This window comes from Ruegeria sp. HKCCD7559, assembly GCF_013110575.1.
Lineage (GTDB): Bacteria > Pseudomonadota > Alphaproteobacteria > Rhodobacterales > Rhodobacteraceae > Ruegeria.
Map to the genome: position 1 here is coordinate 1,541,442 of NZ_WVQU01000001.1, position 20,213 is coordinate 1,561,654.

The window sequence follows — 20,213 nt, forward strand, 5'->3', positions numbered from 1 at the left end:
TTACAACTCCTCGCGGCCGAACAGGCCCTGCGGTCGCGTCACCAGCACGCCGATGATCAGCAGCATGGTGAAGACACCGCGCAGTTCCGGCGCTAGGGTGGCGACAACGATGACTTCGAGAAAGCCGACGATATGAGCAACGACCAGCGTGCCGATGATCGACCCGATGCCGCCCACAATGACGACGGCCACCGAGATGATCAGAGGTGCAACCCACATTGACGGCGAAAGCTGCGTATAGCTGGCGAAAAATACGCCGCCCAGCGCACCCAGTGCCCCTGAGATACCCCATGTGATCAGGTTGATCCGATCCGGGTCGATCCCTGAAATCGCGGCCCCCTTGGCGTCCATCGACACCGCCTGCATCGCCCGCCCCGTATGTGTCAGGCGGACAAAAGCATACAGGCCCAGCAAAATGGCCCAACTGATCATCGTTGCGATCAGGATATTATAGGTGACGGACGCTCCGGCCACGTTGATCACGCCCGGCACGATCGGCAGCAGGATCTTGCTGCTGTCGCCAAAGACAAGAACGATCCCGGCCTGAATCACGACCGCCAGGATCAGCGTCGATATTTCGACGGCCACGTGATCCCCTTTCAGGGTCTTGACGATCAGGCGGTATTTCAGCACCCCCATCAGAACGCCCAGAACCACGGCCACTGCGACGCCCATCAGCTTTGGCATTCCCAGCGTCTGGGACACCCAGAAATACATATACCCGCCGACCATCAGATAGGCACCGTAGGCCAGGTTCAGGACCCGACCGATGCTGAAGATCAGCGTGAAACCCATTGCGATAAGCGCATAGAGACCGCTGAGCAAAAGCCCCTGGATCAGTATCTGCAACATGTAAGGATCCCTGGCTGCGGGTGCGCGCGCCCGCGCACCCATTTCAAGCTAAGCGAACGGACAGGTTACTGTTTGACCCAGCTTGGCAAAGTGAATTCACCCGTCGCGTATTTCTCGGGATAGACAACGGCGGCGGTGCCGTCCTCGTACCACTGGACCACGACCATTGACGGCGCGGCATCGTCGAACGGCTCGGACAGATCAAAACGGATATTGTGCGGGTAAGTACGGCCAGTCACGGGCTCTACCTCGTCATCGCCCCAGAATGCGTAACGCAGCCACAACTGGCCATCCAGTTCTAGAACCAGATCCTGTTTCTTCATCGCATCGGCCCAGCCTTCGACATTGTCGAAACCGCCAGCCTCTTCGGCTGCGGCCATCGCCTGTTTCAGCCCATGATAGGCGTTGAACCCGTTGAAATGCGGCAGCAGCGGGCGGCTGTCATACTTCGCCTGATAGGTATCGACAAACTCCTGGCTGGCCGGATCGAGCCGAAACCCGACCGAAGGGATCGGAGACAGGGTCGAGATACCGCCACCGGCACCACCCGTATCTTCCCAATATTCCATACCCAGCGCAGCGACGTTCACGCCCGTCATCGCCATCGGCACCTGGAGTTTCACGTATTGCGATGACACAACCTGCGAATTCACCGACGAGACCTGATAGATGAAGTCCGCCCCGGTATCCTGCGCACGGCTGAAGATCGGAGCAAAATCGACGGTGGCGACGTCATACGTGATGATGTCCTTGACCTCGATACCCGCAACCGGTGCAAGCGCTTCGGTGACAAGGCCGGTGATCGCCTCGCCAAAGGCCGTATCTTCCGCCAGAATGACGACGGAATCCCACCCCATTTTTTCCTTCAGAACATCCGCGCCAAAGTTGATGTACAACGTGGCCAGCGCCTCATCCGAGGCGATGTTCATGAAATAGGGCGCCATGCTTTCAGGGTCTTCGACCACCATGTCGATGATGCCGATGTAGGATGTCCAGGTGTCCAGCGTCGGAATCCGGTATTCCTGCATGCGGGGCAGCCATCCCAGCGACACATCGTCAATCGAGCCCGAGATGATGAAATCAACCTCTTCCGTTTCCGCAAGGTATTCATAGGCCCGGATGCCCTCGGTCGGGTCCTGTCCGGTATCCGCCGAGACCAGGGTGATCAGTTCGCCCATCACGCCGCCATTTGCGTTGAGCTCTTCAATCGCAATCTCGGCCCCGCGCAGCGTCGACAATCCGGTGTCCGAGGAAAGCGACCCAATGAATCCTACCTTGATTTCCGCTCCGGCCGCCGAGGCCATGAGCGCGATGCATGTTCCGCTGAGCAGCGCTGTCTTGATCATCACATTAGCTCCCTGTGTCTCATTATGCCCTCTTGTATTCTGTATACAGTACACAAGAAGATGGTTCGATCAATTCCTTTCTTGAAGACTCATGTTCAGAATCCGCTGATTTCGCCGTTTTCATCGTGGATCACGGCATCCACGTCGATTTCCACCATCAGCCCCGGCTGAGTCAGCCCAGCCTGAACAGCCGTCAGAACCGGATCGATCCCCTTAAAAACTTCGCCATGCGCCTGCGCGAACGCGCTCGCTTGGGAGAGATCGGTCAGATAGGCGCGAACCCGCCCCACATGTCGCAGTTCGGCGCCAACCTCTTTCAGTGCGTCATCGATGCGAGACAGGATGTAAAAGGTCTGCGCACCAACGTCCCCGGGCGCGTGGATGCGGCCCGTCGGCTCGATGGCCGTTGTTCCGGCAACCCAGACAAAGGGGCCGATGCGCTTGGCCCGAGAGTACGAGGCCACCTCTTCAAACCGTCCGCCGGATTTCCAAAAACGCAGGGTCACAGGCCCAGCCTCACCCGGATCGCTTCGGCCGCGTTTTGCAATGCCGCGTTTTCTTCGGCAGTTAACCGCAACTCCTCGACCTCAACCAATCCGCCTGCACCCAGATGGGCTGGCACGCCCAGCACGACACCGTCGATGCCGTATTCCCCGTGCAGCATGACCGAAACCGGAACCGGGCCTGTACGCGCGCCCCGAATGTGATCAATCAATTCGATCGAGGCATGAGCCGGAGCTATCGTTGCAGAACCTGATTTCCGAAGCGCGACCACCTGACCGCCCCCGGTGATCGCATCCTGAACACAGGCTTCGATCTGTTCGCGGGACAGAAATACATCCAGCGGACGGCCTTTGATCCTGGCCCGGCTGGGGATCGGGGCCATTTCGTCCCCATGACTGCCAAGCGTGAAGGCTTCGACGTCCGCAGGCGTGACACCCGCAGCCATTGCCAGCGCGTTGCGAAACCGGCTGCTGTCCAGCGTTCCTGCCATACCCAAAACCTGTTCGCGGGGGAAACCTGTTGCACGCAGCATCTCGACCGTCATTTCGTCCAGCGGGTTGGTCACCACGATCACGATGGCATTTGGTGCGGCTGACCGGATCGCTTCGGCCGACTGACGGATCACGCGGGCATTCACATCGATCAGATTGGCACGTGTCATGCCCGGACGGCGGGCTCGTCCGGCCGTGACGACGACCACATCCGCCCCGGCCACCAGATCCATCGCTTCGCCACCGACACATCGGGCCCGCGCACCAGTGATCCCGGACGTATGATTTAGGTCCAGCGCAGTCGAAGCCGCCAAACCCGGAGTGATGTCGATCAGCGCGATTTCATCCGCCATGTCCGCCATCGCCGCCAGATGCGCGATATTGCCGCCAACACCCCCCGCCCCGATCAAGGCAAGTTTGCCCAGCCTGCGGGCTTTGCGCGGCGCACGCGAAGGGGCAACCCATTTGGGTGAACGGCGGTACAGCACCCGGCGCATGGAAACAGCACCATCCGTACGCGGCGGTTTCGGTCGCTCCAGCGGGCCATCCACCAAGGAGATACCAACACGCTCTGCGGTTTCACGCGCAAGGGCCGTCACGATGTCACCCGGCAAAACCTCGAATACGATCCTGCCCCGACGGCGCGCATTCTCGACCGCATCCGAGCCTATGACGCGTGGGGTTGCCATCAGCTGTCCTGCCCGTCCACCGCCTCGATTGCACGCGTCGCGGCCTCGACGGCGGTTTTGACCGAATTTTCAGACCCCGAGATGAACAAGCGACCAAACCGCCCCACCGCACGCACCTCGACGATGTCAATCTCGGCGGCCTTTTCGGCCTCATTCGCGGCAATCGAGATATAGGCGGCCGGCGCGCATTCCACGATCCCCAACGTCTGCCCCGGCACGATCAATGCGCCCTTGCGCCATTTGTTCAAAAGCTGCGCCTGATAGGGCTCGACACTTGTGATGATTTGCGTGGAACTGATGGCAGGCTTCAATCGATCCGTCATGGAAGCCCCAAGTTCGGCCAGCATCGCGTCCCGTGCAGCGGACACTTCGGCGTTTGAAGGCGAGCGGAGGATGAAGAATCCGAACTCGCGCTCGACCATCTGCGTCGTCGCTTCGACCGAGGACGCCTTGAGCGCCCGGTCGATCAGCGAGAATACACCATTGCCCGGCGCGAACTCTCCGATCAGCACGGTGTCACCGGACAAAGGCACTGACCCTTGCACCGTCGCGCCGTTGTAAGCGGCGAATTTCGGTTGCAGGTTGTCGATCTGCATCAGCGCCCGGATCGTGATCTCGCTCATGCGCCATACTCCTCGTAAATGTCGCGCCAGGGTCTGCTTTCATACGCGACCCGCTTGATGTTGATGAGATGCAGGGCGGTGACGTTGTCCGAGGTGATCGACCCCGACCACGTACCGGTACCCAGCATGAAGGATGGTTCAAGGTCGGTGGAATACCCCATGCCGCCCATGATCCCCGGCGTATTCACCAGGACCCGCCCCGTGGGCACGGTGGAAAACCGAGCGACCACCTCGGGGTCATCGGAATGGATGACCGAGGAATGTCCCCAACCTTCGAATTTGGCAATGGATTGCGCCAGTTCGATGCCGTGATCGGTGGAGTTCGCCTCGTAAAAGGCCAGCACCGGGTTCAGCTTTTCAGCCGAAAGCGGGCGTTGCCACCCCACTTCGGTCTCTTCCGACACCAGGCAGCGCGTGCGCGGCGGAATCGAGAACCCCGCAGCATCGGCCAGCGCCTGAGGGCTTTGGCCGACGCGTTCGGGATCCATTGCCTGAACACCCTTGAAGATGACCCGAGCCAGCCGATCAGCCTCGGCCGGGGTACAGAAATAAGCGCCTTTGAGTTTCAGTTCATGGCGCAGATCGCGTGCAATTTCAGGATCGGCGACCACGGCCTGTTCGCTGACACAAGCCGTGCCATAGTCAAAGCTTTTTGACGTCACGATCATCTCGGCAACTTCGGACAGATCGCGCGCCTTGGACTTGTGCACGTAACACGGCACGTTCCCCGCCCCGACCGCAAGCGTCGGTTTGCCGCTGGAATAGGCAGCCTTGACCATGGCAGGGCCACCTGTCGCCATGACAACCGACGTGCGGCGATGCTTCATCAACTCGGCGGTGCCCTGAATGGTCACGGCGTCCAGGCATTGTATCAACCCTTTGGGCGCGCCCATCTGTTCGGCAACGCGCGCCATGATGCGGACGGTTTCCTTCCCGCATTCCACGCCGCGCGGATGCGGGGCACAGACGACGGCATTTCCCGCCTTCACCGCAGACAGAACCTTGTAGATGATCGTGGAGGTCGGATTTGTCACCGGGATAAGCGCCGCGACCACACCCATCGGCTCTCCGAAAGCCGCGATCTTTGTCGCATCGTCCCGCCACAGCAGACCCAGCGTCGTGACATCCCGCAGGTAATCGGCGACCGACAAGGCGTTAAACAGATTCTTGACCCGCTTGTCTGCTACGTTGCCGTACCCGGTTTCCTCGACCGCCAATTGCCCCAAACGTTCGGCTTCAGGTTCGATCGCCCTAGCCATGGCATCGACGATGGCATCCACCTGTGTCGGGTCGGTACCGAGAAAGGCGCGATAGGCTTCGAAAGCCGTTTCAGCAGCGCGCCGTGCGGCGGCGATGGATTTCAGATCAGCGTCCATCACGAGGCTCCGGTGGCAATGGTGTCAAAGATACGGCGGGCCTGATCGACATCGCCTGCAGAAATTCCGATGGTTTCCAGCCTGCGCCCGGACGCGGCCACGTCAGCGCCCAGGATGCGATCCGTCATGCAGATCAGGCTTTCCGTCAGAGGCGCAGTCAAACCTGCGAGCTTTGCGGCGGAAACAAGGGGCACCAATGATCCCAAGACGCCGTCGCGCATCAATTGGCGCGCGGCCTGCCGATCCGGGACCGGACGCGCGCCCGCCCCCCGCTCGGCGCCGGCATAGGTCGCGATCCAGTCATCGGTCTCGGGCAGGTTTCGAACGCCAAAGGCCTTAGCGACCTGCCGCCTTTCGCCAGCCAACCCGTGGATCACCTCATGCTGTTCCGGCCCTATGAGCGCAGAGAATGTCCGGTTGCCTTCCAGCGGCATCCCGCCCATCGGCACATCCGGTCCACCGGCCCCCAGCCCCGCGCCACCAAGGATCAACGCCGGAATCTCGACCGCTGCGGAAAGATCGGCAAAGCCTGAGGCCAGAACCGAATCCAGCGGCTGGATGTTCGAAAGATAGGGTTGCAGCGCTTCAAGAACGTCCGCGCGGCCTCGGGGCAATGTCGCAGCAGCCATCGGTGCCGCCTGCGTCAGGGTCAGGCCCGCACCTTCGGCCTGGTACCAGTATGGCAGGCCCTGCGCCTCGACCAGAGTGACGTCGGCAGTGCAGCCGCCTATTCGCAGCATCCAGACCGCTTCGACCGCGCCCAAAGAGCGACCGGGCGCCAGAACAAGCACCTGCCCATCGTGCAGATGATCGGCCAGCACCATCGCATAGGTGCGCTGTTTGTGGATCGGTCCGGTCAGAAAGATCGCCTGTGCGTCCTGCACTGCTGCATCCAACTCTGCCGTGGTGCGGATTGAAGGCCCGTCGCGATCCACCTGATACGTGCCCACAGGCCCTTCGCCGCGAATGCCAATGCCCGAGGATTGGGCAAGCAATGACAGTTCCGCCCCATAGGCCGAAAACAGTGTAACCTCAGCCCCTTCCGCCAGACACAGCGCTGCCAGAAGACGGGCATCCGGGCCGCCACCCAATACTGCAATGCGCTCAAACCTTTGGGCAACAGGTGCATCCCGTGTCGCGCCACGTGTCACCGCGCGCGTGAAATCCTCGAAACCGGCTGACATGGTACCTCCTCAAAGGGGCTGATCAGGCCGACGACCCGGCACCCAGCCCGTCGATGATTGCCTCAAGCTCGTCATGCGGCCGCGCGATCACGTGAACCGAGACCACCTCGCCCACCTTGTTGGCCGCTGTCGCGCCTGCATCGGTGGCGGCTTTGACCGCGCCGACCTCGCCGCGCACAAGGGTCGTCACCAGCCCGCCGCCAGCTTTGGTCTGACCCACGATGGCAACGCTGGCTGCCTTGACCATCGCATCGGCGGCTTCAATCGCGCCGACCAGGCCGCGTGTTTCGATCATGCCCAGGGCCATCTGCCCCGCCACTGGTTTCGCCATTTTCTGTTCCTCCAAAAATAGATGTTTCGCGTATTGTGATTCAGGTCGTCGAGACGCGGTCGATCACCGCGATGATGGCCATGTCCACAGGGGCCGTGGACAACCCGGCCGCCATGCGGGCCGCAGACCCGCTGACAACCAGCACCGTATCCCCGACCCCAGCGCCGCAGGTATCGACCGCAACCCGCGCGGGATCGATCAGGCTGCCCTTGCTGTCGACCAGATCCGTCACCAGCAGCTTTGCTCCGACCAGCCTGGCGTCCTTGGCAGTTGCCGTGACAGTTCCAGCGACCTTGCCCAAGTGCATCAGAACGCCCTCAGGTAGCGGTCCAGTTCGACCTGTGTGACCTGTTGATTGAAGAATTCTAGCTCTCGCTCGGCCTGTTGCAGGACCAGTTCCCACTGCATTTCACCCATGACATCGCGCAGCCATTCCGACCCGCGCGCCAGATCGATGGCGGTTGGCAAATCGGTTGGAATTGGATCTCCGATCCCTTCTTCATACCCGTTGCCCGTCGTAGGCTCCGAAGGGGACAGCCCCTGTTCGATCCCGTCAAGCCCGGCGGCAATCTCGGCCGCAAGCAACAGATACGGGTTGGCGTCTGCACCGGCATCGCGCTTTTCCACCCGCACGGCACTGTCCGAGCCTTCGATGACCCGAATACCAACCGTACGGTTGTCATAGCCCCAGCTCGTGTTGATCGGGCAGAACGTATAGGGCTGGCGACGGCGGTATCCGTTGACCGTGCCGCTGCCGCAAATCGCCGTCTCGCACATGCGCTTTTGCAGACCTGCGATGAAGGACTTTCCGGTGCCGTTGATCTTGCCGTTGTCGGCAAAGGCGTTTTTGCCGTCTTTCCACAACGAGTAATGCGTATGAAACCCGTTGCCCGATTGATCAAAAAACGGCTTGGGCATGAAAGTCGCCAGATAGTCGTGCGCGATCCCCAACTGGCGGATCAGGGATTTGAACAGAACGACACGATCCGCAGCTGCCAAAGCTTCACCATAGCGAATGTTGACCTCGATCTGGCCGGCCGCATATTCCGGGTTCGACTGTTCGATGGGAATGCCACATTCGTTGATCTGCTGACGGATCGGGCCAACGATGTGTTCCATCCGGGCGGCGCGGCCCAGGCCATAGACCTGGATGCCCGTGTCGCGGGGCTGGCCGGTTTCTGGGTCCAGCAGATAGAACTCCAATTCCGTGCCGACATTCACCTCGAACCCCATGTCGCGGGCCCGGTCCACCTGCCGCACCAAAGCCTGACGCGGATCGATCGGCACCGGTTTGTGATCCATGCCCTCAGCGCGGCCAAAACAGACGGCCACGCCCGGTTCCCACGGGACAGCGACAGGCTTTGTCATCGGAAAGACATGCATGTCGGGATAGCCGTTGTCGAAATTGACGTAAGGCGTATCCCAGACGTCGCAGGTCATATCGATCGCCAGCAGTGCAATCGACAGAGCATTGCCGCTTTTGCAGACATGATCCCAATGGCTGGCCGGAATGCGCTTGCCACGCATGATGCCGTTGAGATCCCCGACACCAAGAATGACGGTATGTGTGCCCTCGGGCAGATCAAACCCCGAACTCATTTGCGCGTGCTCCCTGTTTTTAGCTTTATAATTGTTGTATTCTGTATACAGTATTCACAAAGCCAGTCAGGAAACAAGGAAAATCTGCGCCATGTCCAAAAGCTCGGTCATCGTTGTCGGAGGCGGCATAGTCGGCGTCATGACGGCGCTTACACTGCAACGGCGCGGCGAGGCCGTGACATTGATCGACAGGTGGGAGCCGGGACATTCCCGTGCATCTTCAACAGATTACAACCGGGTGATTCGCGCCATATCCGGGCGGGACGAGTTCTATACACGCTGGGCGCGCGAAAGCCGCCTGCGCTGGCTGGAGCTGCAAGCCGAAAGCGGCCAGAACCTGATGTATGAATGCGGCGCCTTGATTCTGGCGACGGCGGGGCATTGCGACTGGGAAGACGCAACCGCACAAACTTTCGACCGGGTCGGGGTGCCCTATTACAAATTCGGTCGGTCGGATATCGAATCGCGGTTCCCTCAGTTCAAGGTCACCGACATCGAATATGCGCTGTTCGAACCCGAAGCCGGAATGCTGATGGCGCATCGATGCGTTCTGACCGGTTTGGATCTGTTCCGAAAGGCAGGAGGCAAAGTACAACGTGGTCGCGTCACCACAGATGGATCGGAACGTCCGATGCTTGACGGCAAACCGCTCGAGGCTGATCTGATCATCATGGCGACTGGCCCATGGATGGCTGACATGTTTCCCAGATCGATCAAGCCGATCTCGACCGTGGTTGGCGTAAATGTCCTCTACACCTCAACACCCGACGGGTCGGAAGATTTCGACATGAGCCGGATGCCCTGCTGGATCGATCACGGGCAAGGGTCATTTGGTCTGCCGTCGTCCGAAGGCTCCGGCGTAAAGGCGGCGGTTGTCATCCCGGACAAGATCGATCTGGACAATGATGAACGGCTGATCCGCCAGGAAACACTGGGCCGCACACGCAGCTATATCCGCCACCGGCTTCCGGGTTTAGAGGGGCAAAGGGTCGTGGATTCCAAGTTCAACCAGATCATTCTGACCCCGGATACACATTTCATTGTCGACTGGCACCCCGAGCATGAAAACGTGCTGTTCGCCGGCGGATGCTCTGGTCATTTGTTCAAGCACGCCCCGGTGTTTGCAGAATTTGCAGCAGGCGTTGGGCTGAAGGATTTTGGAACCGCGGACCGGTTCAAGATCAGCGGCCGCAGAAAGCTGAGCCCGAAGGAAAGCCCCAGTGGACGCTAACCATCCAGGAGGGCGCGATAAATTCCAGCATTTGGGCATTTGCCCTGGGGAAGTCGCGCGCCCGCCCGGATCGCGTCACGGCAGGTTTCGGCCTGAAGGCAGTGCCCGCATTTTTCCGCCAGTTCCAACCCCAGCTCGGGGTGCGCGTTCAGGTCTGCCTCGGTCAGTCCGAATTGTCCGGCCATGGCGAGTATACGCTCTCGTGCCTGTGGTGCGCCCGATCGCAACATGGCCAGATCCGCGCGGGACAAGCCAAGGTCTGAAAGCTCTCTGTCACTCAGGTTTTCATCCCGAGGTGAGCTGACGATGCGCGCTATTTTCTGAAAGAAATCTGTGTATCCCGACATATCGCGGCCTCCTCCACCACGTTATGGATACAGTATACACAGTATTTCAAAGCCGGAATTGATCAGGATCAAGCGGGTTTTCAGGTTTTACGTCCGACCGCAGGAATTGCGAAACAAGTCAACCGCCTGCGCGGCGGCCAGATCCTTCGGCACATGTGCCATCTCAATCGAGGCCAGCCCCTCATCCGCCTTTTGCGGTGCAAGGAACACGTCGCGCCCGCGCACGAACAATTCACGCAGATGGCTTGCCCGGTATTCGGGATGGAATTGCACGGAACGGGCTGGGAAATCATAATCCAAGGCCCCTACCGGGCAGTGATCCGCCGACCCAGTCACCTGCGCCGAAGGCGGAACCTGCGTGACCTGATCCTGATGCCAGACAAAGGCATCTACGCTGGTTCCACCATAGTCGAAGCCTCGTGCGCCGACGACATTGCCGATCTCGGCTTTCTCGGCTTTGCCGCCATAGACATCCGCCATGATCTGATGACCAAAGCAGATGCCGAAGACCGGCTTGGCATGGTCCCGGCACAACTCCAGGAAATCGCGAAGGGGCCGCATCCACTTCGTGTCATCGTAGACGCCGAATTCGGACCCTCCGACAACAACCCCATCAAAATCCCCGAGCTGAGGCAATGCCTCGCCATCAACCACATCCACCGTGGAAAATCGGGCTTCGGGCAGATGTGGTTCAAGCCATGCGCGGATCTGCTGGGCCGTACGCGGCAGCCCCTCAAGCAGCGGCAATGGATGAAGGGTCAACTCAAGAAGCGCGATCCTCACCAGTCGAAGGCCCGGTCGATGCCCGCCATCTTGACGCCGGTAAAGGCCGAGGCCTGAAAACTGAGCGCGCGCAGATCTTCGGTTTCCAGATTGTGCACCGAAGATTTGCCGCAGGCCTTGGCAAGCGCCGTGATCTCCATTGTCATCGCGGTCAGATACCGCGCGACGCGCTCTGCACCTGCATGCGGGTTCATACGCGCCTCAAGGTCAGGATCCTGCGTTGCGATCCCAACCGGGCAACGGCCCGTATGGCAGTGATGGCACGCCCCCGGCGATGTTCCCAGCGCCTGGTAATCGTCCAGATATCTGGGAGTGTTGCATCCCAGCGCGACCATCGCGGCATTCCCGATCATGACCGCATCCGCCCCAAGCGCCAGACATTTGGCCGCGTCCACACCTGATCGAATCCCGCCCGCGGCGACAAGCGAGACCTTGCCGCTCATCCCGCACTCATCCAGCGCTTCGCGTGCCGCGCGTATGGCACTCATGGTCGGTATGCCCGTGTGATTCAGCAGCAACTCGGGTGACGCACCGGTGCCGCCCTCGGCCCCGTCCACCACGACGACATCCGCGCCCGCCTTTGCAGCCACGGCCACGTCGAACCGCGGCCGCGTGGCCCCCATCTTGATAAAGATCGGCACCTGATAGTTCGTGGCGATGCGCAATTCCTCGATTTTGACGGCCAGATCGTCAGCCCCAAGGAAATCGGGGTGCCGGATGGTGGATCGCTGATCGACCCCTTCGGGCAAAGTGCGCATTTCGCTGACCCGCGGGCTGACCTTCATTCCCAGCAGCAGACCGCCGGTGCCCGGTTTGGCCCCCTGCCCGACCACCAGTTCAAGCGCATCGGCGCGGCGCAGGTGATCCAGATCGACCCCATAGCGGGCAGGCGACATCTGGTAGAGCAGGCGTTGGGAGGCTTCGCGCTCCTCTTCCAGCATGCCGCCTTCGCCGGTGCAGGTCATGGTGCCCACCTTCGAGGCACCATAACCAAGCGACGCCTTGGCCGAGGCCGAGAGCGCGCCGAAAGACATCGATGCGATATAGATCGGGATTTTCAGTTCCAGTGGCCGTTCCACCAATCCGCGCCCGCCGCCAAGAACCGTCGTCGTATCGCAGCTCTCGCGGTATCCTTCCAGCGGAAGGCGGGTCATCGTCGCCGGGACAAATGTCAGATCGTCGAATGTCGGCAACTGCTTGTTGAACGTGTTGTAGCCACGCACCTGATACCGCCCAAGCTGCGCCAATGCGTGAACTTCCGATATCGCTTCGGGCGTCCAGCGGGTTGATCCCCCTTCATCATAAGACGAAGGCACACCAGCCGGTCGTCCATCGACCGCACCTGCGTCGCGGAACCGTATTTCTTCCTCTGACGCGACCTCGAACGGGTAGTCATAGGGTTTACTCAGATCATGAGCCATGCGCTTGCGTCCCTGCTTTCAAAATACCAAAGGCGCTGGCCAGAGACCATTTTGCGCCAGTTACGAGAGCTGTCGACAAGCCCCAGAGGGTCAAGGATCGCATCGACCTCGGCCACCTCTTCGGCAGTGGGTTCGATCACCGAGACGTCCACACCCAGGCTGTCAACTTCGCCTGCGACCCAAACCTCGCCTTGCCACAAAGCGTCCGCACAGGATTCACCCGCACCGCCCAGCGCAATGATGCGTCCCGCATGCGCCATGAAACCGGATTGGTATCCGATCTTGCCCTCGACCACGATGTTGCCGCCCTTCATGGCAACACCGACACGCGGCCCGGCATCACCTTTGACATGAATTGTGCCGCCAATCATCGCCGCCCCGCAGGACATGCCCGCATAGCCACCGACAGTGATGTGACCCTTGGCCATCCCTTCGCCCACGGCCCACCCGCAATTGCGTTCGATAGAGATGTTGGCGCCAGTGTTCAGACCGCCGCAATAGTACCCCACCGAACCTTCGAAAGTGATGTCCACATTGTCCGGCAGGCCCACGCCCAGATTGTGTCGCGACAGCGTATCGACAACCCGGATCGGCCGTCCTGATGCGCAGGCTGCCATGATATCCCGGTTCACCTCACGAATGTGCCGCTTGCCGACTTCGATGACGATTTCATCCATCTGTCTTGCTACCTCGCTCATGCTGCCAGGCTCCGGTTGCCGACACCCCAGATGCCGGTCAGCGACGGGCCATCATAGTTGATCACGTCGCATTCTTCGGCCATCACGCGACGCACCGCCTGTTCTTCGGTCGCGGCGGCCAGGTCCCCATTGCGATTGACCACAACTAACGGCTTCATCGCGAACCGATCCTTGGCAAATCCGATCCCGTCCGGCGTTGCGATCATGTAGGTGAATACTCCGTCGATAGAGGTAATCGACTTCTTCAGCGCCTGTTCCATCGTCAGACCCGCTTTCATCTGGTCACTGACCCAGACCGCAATCAACTCGCTGTCATTCTCGGTCAGAAAGCGATAGCCCTTTCGGCTCAACTTGTCGCGCCATGTGAAATAATCGGTGATCTGGCCGTTATGCACGATCGCCACATCCGAAAACGGCCGCGCCCAGAACGGGTGTGAAGCGTTGGGCAGAACCGAGCTTTCCGTCGCAAGCCGCGCGTGGCCAAGACCATGGGTGCCGATGATGTCGCGCACGCCATGCTTTTCGGCAACCGCTTCGGCGCCGCCGATGTCCTTGATGATCTCAAGACTGCGGCCGCAGGACTGCACTTCGAACCGGTCCGTCAGTTCATCTGCGTCCCGCACCCAGGCCTGCAAATCAGTCGGGTCCGAGATTTCCGCGCGAAAGCAATAATGCCGGTTCTCATCGGTTACGATCTTCGGATCGGACAGAAAGCAAGAGCCGTGATCCTTCAACACCGCCTCAAACGCATTCAGGTCAGCATCCTGCCGGGATTTGTCAAATCCCATCCCTCGTAAAACATATCCGGTGTCTCGTGGCGGCCCATAAACTGCAAACCCGGTGCTGTCTGCGCCACGGTGTTCCTGCGCATCCATCAGGTCTACCAGGTCCGCCCCGACCTGCCCGGGTGCGGTAAGAATCCTTCCAGCGATTCCACACATGAAGAGCTCCCTGTTCAACTGTGTTTGTATACTGTATACAGTACACGGACAATAGCAAGCCCATTCGCCTTGGCACCAGATGCTTTTTTGAATACAGAATTCACAAAACACGGAAAGAGAGGCTCCGAGTGGCTCTGAAACAGATAAAAACACAGCGCAGACGGCTGGCGGACGAGGTTTATGATCAGTTGGTCGAAGCCATAATGAGCCGCGAAATCTCTGCCGAAGACCGATTGGTTCAGGAAAAGCTGGCAGCGGAACTGAACATCAGCCGCACCCCGGTTCGCGAGGCTTTGATGCGGCTGGAAACCGAAGGTGTTCTGGAAGTCGCCGCAAGCGGTGGTTTCCGGCTGGCCCGCATGGATCAAGCCGAAGTCCGGCAGCTGTATCAGGCCCGCGCCGCAATCGAAGGTCAGGCCGCCCGGATTCTTGCGGCCCACGCAGACCCCGCGGTTCTGGAGGGTTTGCGCGCGCTGATTCGTCGTGAAGAAAACTTGACCAATCCTACGACGCGCGACTATTTCATTGCCAACCGGCGCATTCACCGCGCCTTCATGGTTGAAGCGGGAAACAAGTTCCTGCTGGACATGTTCGACATGATCTGGGGCAAGGCCATGGCCTTTCACCTGTTTTCCGCAATCGAAAATGTCGATATCTCACAGTCTCTGGGTGATCATCAGGCGCTTGTCGACGCGATTGAAACCGGAGACGTGACAGAAGCACTGGAAACCTTTACCGCCCATATTCAGGCCGGGTTCGATTTGCAGATCGAGGGGCTGAAAGAAGCGGACAACGGCTGACGCACGGAACCGTCGGCAGGGCGGACCGCGCCGGTTCGCCTGCCTGAAACCGGCTCATGCATCGCGGGCAATGCCACCAAGTATCCGCGCGCTGTTCTGACGGCTTCATGACAAAACGGTCATTTTCGTCTATTATTGAAATCTCTCATTACAAAGACCCTCCGATTCCATCGGAGTTGATATTTGGACGACACATTTTTCCACAGGCGGTCCCAAGTCGACTATTCGACCACCTCAGATTCCGGAGAGAGAAATGAGTGCTGACGAAAACGACAATCGCAAAGAACACGATTACACCGAAAGCGAAAAGACAGATCCGGAATGCCGGTCTGTCGATGACAGGCTGACCGCGATCGAGCAGCGCCTCGACCAGTTGATGCGCGTCATGGAACCAGGCCCGGAAGACAGGCTGGAAACCGTCGAACATCGCGTGGACGCGCTTTTGACGTCCATCGAATCCCTGGGCGAGTTGGGGGATCATTCTTCTGGCTTCAATCCCACGTCCACCGGTCCTGCCTTCGGCTTCGTTGACGCCGGCAGCGTTGGGGCCCCGACGCGCCGCACGTTCAGCTGGGCCAAAAATTGCTGCAAGAATTGGTGCAGCATCCGTGCCAGCAGCAAAGGGTGCCATCCAAACGCCTGCTGAATGGTAAATCTCGCGTGGCGGAGAATTTATTTTGTTCAATGTCTATTTCATCAACGCGGATTGAAGCGGCAATACAGTCCATTGCAGGGTCGATTGTGGCGGCCCCGATCAGAACTGATGCTATCGGACTGGGAAGCGCCGTCGCCGGAGAGGCGATGGCATTGCTGGCGGCAGACAAGTTTCTGAAGGATGATCGCGTGCGATCCGCCGCGTCACGTCGCCTTGCGACCATCTGGGCTTGCGACCGAGACCTGCGCGGAGCCCCTGTTTCTATGTTCGATGGCCGCGCCGGCCTTGGGTTGCTGGCCTGTCATGCTCTGGACGCCAATCCAAACGATCCCGAAGCGCAACTGGCGCTTGACCGTGCCCTGCGTTCGGTTGCGCAACGCCTTCTCGAAGCCCCCTGGATGGGGCATTTCGATCACGTGTCCGGTCTTGCGGGTATATCCGTATTTTTGTGCGAACCGAAATCCCGGACGGCCCGTCTTGGGGGAAAGTCGCTGTGCCTGCGTTTAGCCGAGGAGCTTTGGAGGCACTCGGCACGCACAGAACGGGGGCTTGCGTGGACAGAACCTTTTTCCTCTCCGGAAGACGAGACCGGCCCCCTGAAGACAACGCGGTACCTCGTCAACATGGGGCTGGCGCATGGTTCTCCTGGCGTCGTTCTGGCTCTGGCTCGCCTGGGTCGGCGGCACGCGTTCACACCGCGACACATCGAAGACCTCAAAGACGCGGTCCTGTTTCTCCTTTCGCACCGGGGCGCGTTTTCAGACAGCGGCCTGTCATCCTGCTTTCCCTGCATGTCAGCGCTCAGTCATGCGTGGGAGGTACCGTCACGTCTTGCGTGGTGTTATGGCGACCTAGGTATCATATACACCGCGCTCGCGGCGGCGAGGCTGGTGGGTATGGAGGACGAAATACGCGATGTCGCATCGCGGGTTCTGGTATCCTGCGTCGACAGACCTATTCGTGAGACAGGTATCAATGACGGCGGGCTGTGCCATGGCGATGCCGGAATTGTCGTGATGGCCCTTGCCATTCGATCGCTTTTTCCCAACGCGGACGTCGATCCCCTGATCGAAAAGCACGCCGAACGGCTTTTGTCCCTCGTTGAACGGGAATTGAGCCCGGACGGGCTTCCCGCGATCGGCGCAGGCTGGAAGACGTTTCAATCGACGGATCTTTTGACCGGGTCGAGCGGCGTTTTGTTGGCACTGCTTGCCCTAAGGGACACGGGTTACCTCGGATATCTGAAATTCATGGGGCTGGATGTTGAACAGAATGTCCACTGCCCGTCCCATCCGAAACCGCACAGCTCTCGTCCGTTCCTCGGAATTCGTGTTTGTACGCGTTCACCGCAGCACGATCTTGGCGGAGTCACAAAAAGCACCCGAAAAAAGGATCTGGAAAAGCGTGCATCAGATTTAATTCGCGATCCGGCCTTTGCCTTGTCGTTGTTCATTGCACGACCTGGTTTCTTTTCGAAGGTCATGCGGGAACTCGAGAAAGGCGAAGGCCTCTCCCCCGCAGTCCTCGGCACATTGTATCGGTTTGTTTACAGAATGTGTTTTCGCCCGACGCCGTTCGGCGCATTCGCGGCAGTGGGCACGGCAGTACCTGTTGCAGGCAAGGGCATCGTCACCGTGGCCGACCACCATCTGGATATGGATCTGGACTGTGGGTTTTTGTCCCATATTGCCGCCGGACTCGCCGAAACGCAAAGCACAAGGGTGCGGTGCAATCCATCGGCCTGGTGGGAACAGGACGTTCTGCACTGGATAACCAACGGGGATCTCGACGGCCCTTGGAACCACGAACAGATCGTTGCAGCGGCGGATTCCGATCTGGCAGAGTTCATCTTTGATGTCGATTCCGTCCCGATTTCCGATCTGGAAACGGCCCTTAGAGACCGATCTTTCAAATCTGCCGTGACGATCTCGGATCTCTGTCGGTCCGAGGCTCTGATACCACGGAAAGACCCAATACTTCTGGGACATGACGCAACCGCCAGAACCCTGAAGCGGCTGGAAAGAGATATGACCGCCCGCCAAAAGAGAGGTTTGGCGGCGCTCGGGCATGATCTTGATGCCGCGCGTGAAACCCCTTCGATGATCGCGTTAAAGCAACTGAGGCGAACAGCTGACTCTTTCGCCCCGGGTTGGAGAGGTGATTTTCTGCATGTCGATGCGCATTGCGTCGGCACGTTGGAAACACCACTGCGCGCGGTGCAGGCACTGACCGACGCATGGAACATTTTGGAGAAGATCGGCTTTCGCGTGCCAAAGCCAAACCGTTTTCTGGAATTTGAACGGCGTTTCCTTGACCGTTACGGTGACCGCGCCGTGTTGCTGGGTCAGGCCGTGGATGCCGAAAGCGGGCTTGCATATCTCGGCATGCCGCTGCGAATGGATTTCGTTACAGGTACGGGATCGTCAAGTGATGCCCCTAGGCAAAACCTTCAGGAATTTCCGCTGGAACCCGATTGGGACGCGCACAAGTGGGTGCTTTGCGCGCAGGATATCGAGATCCTGCATGCCCGCAACACGGACCAGACCCCTTTCGCCATCCAGGATGGCGTTCTTCTAAGCAAAGTAGGACGCAGTGTAGGGCACAACCCCGTCTGGACGGCCTATCCCGAAGGTATTTTCCCGGGCGGGCCCAAGGCGATTTTCGGCCGTTTCTCAAGGCGAAATCAGTTGATCGCAGACGCGTTGATGCAACACAGCCCCACGCGTGAAGAGGATTCGACAATTGTCGAAGCAGACATCCTGTGCGCCACGGACCCCCGGTCATCAAACATCCTCAGACGCGCCAGCCTTTCCCGGTATGTCATCGAGATCCTCGGCGACAGCGGGTTACCGCCCGAACTGAGGATTCCGCTGCACGATCTGTGGATTCGCCACGATGGCAGTCGGTTCCGACTGTTCTGGGGCAGCCAAGGCGTCGAGGTCATTCCACAACTGCACGCTGCCCACCAAAGCCCTCCCGGGGCGCCGGCTGTCTATCTTCTGCTCATCGACATCGCCATGCACATGCGGCAACCGTCGGTGATCTGGTCGTGGCAATCGCAAAGCAATCGGAACCGGCTGCCCAGGGTCTGTGCTGGAAATGTGGTCCTTGCGCCGCAACGGTGGCGTCTTTGCATCCCGACACAGGTGGTCAGGTCGGGCAAAGCGGAATTCTGGCTGGAAGCCAACCGACAAAAACTGGAATTGCCGCGATACGTGGCCCCTACGGATGAGGCCAGCGACATGGCCACGCCATGGGATCTGGACAACCCCTTTTCCACTGCGAACCTGATCAAGACGTTGAAAAAAGGGCCGCTTTCGATCTGCGAGTACCTTCCAACGCCCGAGGATTGGTGGATCGACTCGTCGCATGGTCGATTGGCCTCTGAACTGGTTTATGCCCCAGCAAAGCCAGTTGATACGCCCTTTGTCGAATACGATGCCAACCCGACCGCATGGCAACCGCTGGGGCACGGCACTGAAGAGGCCGGGTCATGGTTGTATCTGCGGCTTTTCGGGGATGCCATGAAGCTGGAACAGTTCCTGAAACTGCAATCGAACAGGTTGGTGCTGTGGCAGAAACGCAATCTGATCGAGAACTGGTTCTTCGTAAGATATGCAGACCCGGAGCTTGAACTGCGCCTCCGCATCAAGTTTTCAAACGATCATGACAGAGTTCTGAGGAACCGGGTGCTTGTTCACTTGCAGAAAACGGCCGGTGGATTGGTGGACAGGTTTCTTGTTGACGAATACCTGCCTGAAACGGCGCGCTACGGCGGAGAACTGGGGCTCGGCGCATGCGAGAGGATATTCGGCGCCGACTCGATCACTGCGCTTGATGTGCTCAACGATCCGAAGATCGGCCGGTCCAGACGGTGGATGGCGTCAGCCGCCAGTATCGACGCCCTGTTCGAAGATTTGGAATTGCCTACAGGTGTTCGGCTGGCGATCTCCGAGCGCTGTTCGCAAAACTACGGCGGCGGCCCGGCGTCGTGCCGGATTGCGCGTCGTGCTATTGGAAAGGAATGGAAAAGTGCGTGTGTTGTTCTGAGTGAGCTCGGGGTGGGCAAAGGCATTCATTCGCGGCCATCGCGCTGGAACGCACGTGCGGCCAGGCTTCATCCGGATCTTGGACGCCTTCAGCGAGAAGAACAGGATGGCCGGTTGGGAAGCAGCTTGGCCGACGTTCTGGGAAGCCTCGCTCATATGTCCATCAACCGGATCCTCCACTGGGGAACCGCCGCGGAAGAGGCGGTCATCCACGAGGCGCTGTGTCGACATTATCGAACCAAATTGAACCACGGGTGGAAATCGTCCTAAGCGGCATGCTCACGGCAGCGGGT

Annotated in this window: 19 protein-coding genes; 4 read left to right on the top strand and 15 right to left on the bottom strand. The window is 59.5% G+C overall.

Going from position 1 to position 20,213, the window contains the following annotated elements; all coding sequences use genetic code 11:
- The 10 genes from GS605_RS07695 to GS605_RS07740 all read right to left on the bottom strand — a co-directional run bounded on the left by GS605_RS07695 (position 1) and on the right by GS605_RS07740 (position 8,995).
- Positions 1-852 carry a branched-chain amino acid ABC transporter permease gene (locus tag GS605_RS07695; RefSeq protein ID WP_171633515.1) on the bottom strand — a complete coding sequence of 284 codons (852 nt, stop codon included), beginning with the start codon at positions 850-852 and terminating at the stop codon, positions 1-3.
- A gap of 65 nt (positions 853-917) precedes the next feature.
- The gene (locus GS605_RS07700; RefSeq protein ID WP_171723551.1) at positions 918-2,198 is read right to left on the bottom strand and encodes an ABC transporter substrate-binding protein; all 1,281 of its coding nucleotides are present in this window, start codon (positions 2,196-2,198) and stop codon (positions 918-920) included.
- Between the two features lie 95 nt (positions 2,199-2,293).
- A complete protein-coding gene (locus GS605_RS07705) occupies positions 2,294-2,704 on the bottom strand; it encodes a Rid family hydrolase (RefSeq protein WP_171723552.1) in 411 nt (136 codons plus the stop codon).
- Positions 2,701-3,882: a malate dehydrogenase gene (locus GS605_RS07710; RefSeq protein WP_171723553.1), complete on the bottom strand. Its 1,182-nt coding sequence runs from the start codon at positions 3,880-3,882 to the stop codon at positions 2,701-2,703. Before GS605_RS07710 ends, GS605_RS07705 begins: the two co-directional genes overlap by 4 nt.
- On the bottom strand, positions 3,882-4,505 hold the full coding sequence (locus tag GS605_RS07715; RefSeq protein WP_171633523.1) for a BMC domain-containing protein: 624 nt from the start codon (positions 4,503-4,505) through the stop codon (positions 3,882-3,884). Before GS605_RS07715 ends, GS605_RS07710 begins: the two co-directional genes overlap by 1 nt.
- On the bottom strand, positions 4,502-5,881 hold the full coding sequence (locus GS605_RS07720; RefSeq protein WP_171723554.1) for an aldehyde dehydrogenase family protein: 1,380 nt from the start codon (positions 5,879-5,881) through the stop codon (positions 4,502-4,504). Before GS605_RS07720 ends, GS605_RS07715 begins: the two co-directional genes overlap by 4 nt.
- Entirely contained in the window at positions 5,881-7,065 is a 1,185-nt protein-coding gene (locus GS605_RS07725) for a hypothetical protein (protein ID WP_171723555.1), read from the bottom strand. Before GS605_RS07725 ends, GS605_RS07720 begins: the two co-directional genes overlap by 1 nt.
- 22 nt (positions 7,066-7,087) lie before the next feature.
- Entirely contained in the window at positions 7,088-7,396 is a 309-nt protein-coding gene (locus tag GS605_RS07730) for a BMC domain-containing protein (protein ID WP_117869464.1), read from the bottom strand.
- A gap of 40 nt (positions 7,397-7,436) precedes the next feature.
- A complete protein-coding gene (locus tag GS605_RS07735) occupies positions 7,437-7,703 on the bottom strand; it encodes a EutN/CcmL family microcompartment protein (RefSeq protein WP_152457497.1) in 267 nt (88 codons plus the stop codon).
- Complete coding sequence (locus GS605_RS07740; RefSeq protein ID WP_171723556.1) at positions 7,703-8,995, bottom strand: glutamine synthetase family protein; 1,293 nt, start codon at positions 8,993-8,995, stop codon at positions 7,703-7,705. Before GS605_RS07740 ends, GS605_RS07735 begins: the two co-directional genes overlap by 1 nt.
- A 91-nt stretch (positions 8,996-9,086) precedes the next feature.
- Here GS605_RS07740 and GS605_RS07745 point away from each other — a divergent pair, with 91 nt between their 5' ends.
- On the top strand, positions 9,087-10,226 hold the full coding sequence (locus GS605_RS07745; RefSeq protein WP_171723557.1) for an FAD-dependent oxidoreductase: 1,140 nt from the start codon (positions 9,087-9,089) through the stop codon (positions 10,224-10,226).
- Here the strand turns inward: GS605_RS07745 and GS605_RS07750 are convergent.
- The 5 genes from GS605_RS07750 to GS605_RS07770 all read right to left on the bottom strand — a co-directional run bounded on the left by GS605_RS07750 (position 10,223) and on the right by GS605_RS07770 (position 14,416).
- Positions 10,223-10,573: a DUF1127 domain-containing protein gene (locus GS605_RS07750; RefSeq protein WP_171633536.1), complete on the bottom strand. Its 351-nt coding sequence runs from the start codon at positions 10,571-10,573 to the stop codon at positions 10,223-10,225. The genes GS605_RS07745 and GS605_RS07750 overlap by 4 nt on opposite strands.
- Before the next feature lie 87 nt (positions 10,574-10,660).
- Positions 10,661-11,356, bottom strand: coding sequence for a type 1 glutamine amidotransferase (locus GS605_RS07755; protein WP_171723558.1), 696 nt, complete (start codon positions 11,354-11,356; stop codon positions 10,661-10,663).
- Complete coding sequence (locus tag GS605_RS07760) at positions 11,353-12,777, bottom strand: FMN-binding glutamate synthase family protein (protein WP_152457492.1); 1,425 nt, start codon at positions 12,775-12,777, stop codon at positions 11,353-11,355. The genes GS605_RS07755 and GS605_RS07760 overlap by 4 nt, the downstream gene beginning before the upstream one ends.
- Entirely contained in the window at positions 12,762-13,475 is a 714-nt protein-coding gene (locus GS605_RS07765) for a glutamate synthase (RefSeq protein WP_152457491.1), read from the bottom strand. Before GS605_RS07765 ends, GS605_RS07760 begins: the two co-directional genes overlap by 16 nt.
- Positions 13,472-14,416, bottom strand: coding sequence for a glutamine amidotransferase (locus GS605_RS07770; RefSeq protein WP_171723559.1), 945 nt, complete (start codon positions 14,414-14,416; stop codon positions 13,472-13,474). The genes GS605_RS07765 and GS605_RS07770 overlap by 4 nt, the downstream gene beginning before the upstream one ends.
- A 128-nt stretch (positions 14,417-14,544) precedes the next feature.
- On the opposite strand from GS605_RS07770, the gene GS605_RS07775 reads away from it, so the two are divergent.
- The 3 genes from GS605_RS07775 to GS605_RS07785 all read left to right on the top strand — a co-directional run bounded on the left by GS605_RS07775 (position 14,545) and on the right by GS605_RS07785 (position 20,190).
- Positions 14,545-15,216: a GntR family transcriptional regulator gene (locus tag GS605_RS07775; protein ID WP_171633543.1), complete on the top strand. Its 672-nt coding sequence runs from the start codon at positions 14,545-14,547 to the stop codon at positions 15,214-15,216.
- Between the two features lie 253 nt (positions 15,217-15,469).
- Positions 15,470-15,862: a hypothetical protein gene (locus GS605_RS07780; RefSeq protein WP_171723560.1), complete on the top strand. Its 393-nt coding sequence runs from the start codon at positions 15,470-15,472 to the stop codon at positions 15,860-15,862.
- Between the two features lie 38 nt (positions 15,863-15,900).
- Positions 15,901-20,190: a thiopeptide-type bacteriocin biosynthesis protein gene (locus tag GS605_RS07785; protein WP_171723561.1), complete on the top strand. Its 4,290-nt coding sequence runs from the start codon at positions 15,901-15,903 to the stop codon at positions 20,188-20,190.
- Positions 20,191-20,213 lie beyond the last annotated feature (23 nt).